General features: G+C 24.0%; 1 protein-coding gene. It reads right to left on the bottom strand.

Features of this window, described 5'->3' with window-relative positions:
* Positions 1-1059 precede the first annotated feature (1059 nt).
* Positions 1060-1599, bottom strand: a complete 540-nt coding sequence (locus B2217_RS05055) for a hypothetical protein (protein ID WP_180904905.1) — start codon at positions 1597-1599, stop codon at positions 1060-1062.
* Positions 1600-1965: the final 366 nt, after the last annotated feature.

Here is a 1965-nt window from a genome sequence, read left to right as displayed (position 1 = left end):
ATTTTAATTAACCGTTTTTAAACGTTTACAATCGAATATGTAGTAGTTTTACGACATATGCATAACATAGTAGCGCATTAATTCAGGAAAATATTTTTAAAATGAATATTTATTCTAATAATATTTTTAGTGTATTTAATTAAATCAAGCCAAATTGTTAACATTTAACTTCTTGTAAAAAATATTTTTTGAAGAAGTTTAGAATTTTTTGGCGTGAAATATATTTCTTTTATAACTAACATTATAAAAGTGTTGTGGATTGTATCTAAATAAGCGTAAATCCTTTTGGTAATTCAGTTTTAGATTTATAAGACTTTATAAACTCAGAAAAATATTCAGAGAAAATGTACATAATATAATTTTAGAGTGTTTATTTAGAATACAACTACTATTATTTTTACGACGTAAAATATAGTCAAGTTTCCTAAAAACATATCATTACTTCTTACAATTATCCTCAAACATACTATAACCATCCCACAATAAATTATGGTTTCACGTAAAAGCAAAAACTATAAAATTAATTCTAAAGAGATTGTGCCTAAAATTAAAATCGCGCAGTTAATTGTAGTTATAACTTTTAAGTATCTTATTTAATATTTCTATTTGTAGTGCTGATATCAAAAATGCTATGGTTAAAAATGAAATAGTTGAAATTGTTTCATTTAAATATAGTTGAAAATCCAAACCATACAATTTCTCTAAATAATCATGACTTATTATCGTACTTATAGCTAAACCAATTCCGGTAGATAAAACAACTGATAGGAATTTAACGAACTTTTGAATTTGACTAAATTCTTTATTTTGTGTTTGAATTGAGTAGATTAGCGATAATCCAAAAGTTAGACCTATTAATAATAATTGTGATTTTAGAGAAATTCCTCCTTTTCTGAACGGAGATTCTATAAAGAAAGAGATAAAAAATATGATCAATAATATTGATAGAATTTTCTTAATTGAAAATAGCATTTTTAAGGTTCAGTGATTTTAATTTTATAAATACAGCTAACGTTTTTTTATACTTGTACAGTAGTTCCACTTGTCAGTAAAAGGTTTCTAGTTTATTACTTCTCCAGTTTCAATCCAATGGTCAACTTTTTTACGTTTTATCATATTTTCGGAATTATCTATTCCATAATCAATTGTATACATATTATCATAACTTCTAAGGTTATTGTTAGATAAAACAATATTTAAAGGAAATAAAAGCCAGCGAAAATTAAATTCCTGTGCATCTGAGTTATATTGATTATATTTTTCTTGCAATTCTTCATTTAATTTTTTGAACTTTTTATCATCATAAAGTTTCTGATTAATCTTGTATTCTGTCCATAAATTATCATTTATTTTATTAGAATTTTTGATGATTGAATCCGATTTTTTTGCTAAAACTTTTAGACTATCAGAAACATTAGAATTAAGTATTAATTTATTTCTTTCAGACATTTTGTCTTTGTATGCAAGTAAAGAATTTTTAGGTTTTTCGTTTTCTTTAATTAGTTCTTTTGATAATCTAAGATTGTAAAAATAAATCAGAGAGGTTATTGCAGTAATAAAAATTAGTAACGTAAGAAGGCAACCTTTTATAAATTTCATAGTTTGACGATAATTCGATATATTTTCGCTAATATATCAATTAACTAAGTTTAATATAAATGTTTCTGAAAATACTATTGACATCCTTATTTTATATAATATTCCTATAAATATAAAAAAAACCATCTCACAATAAATTACGATTACATGTAAAAACGAAAAACCTCATTTAAAAATATTTAAACGAGGTTATTGATTTCTTTCCTTCAATATAGAAAAATGTGTATCTCTAAATTGATAAAAATAAATAAGCTTAAATAATAATAGAACGTTTACCAATTCCTTTATCGTATGGAGAGGTTCCCCATGAAACTCCAGAAGCAGGTACAGCTCTTTCTCTACCCCAATTTCTAATTGATTCAATTT

It is taken from the genome of Empedobacter sp. UBA7620 (genome assembly GCF_002484185.1).
GTDB classification, from domain to species: domain Bacteria; phylum Bacteroidota; class Bacteroidia; order Flavobacteriales; family Weeksellaceae; genus Empedobacter; species Empedobacter falsenii_C.
Note: the sequence above shows the minus strand (reverse complement) of the source record. Positions and strands in the feature narration are given on the sequence as shown.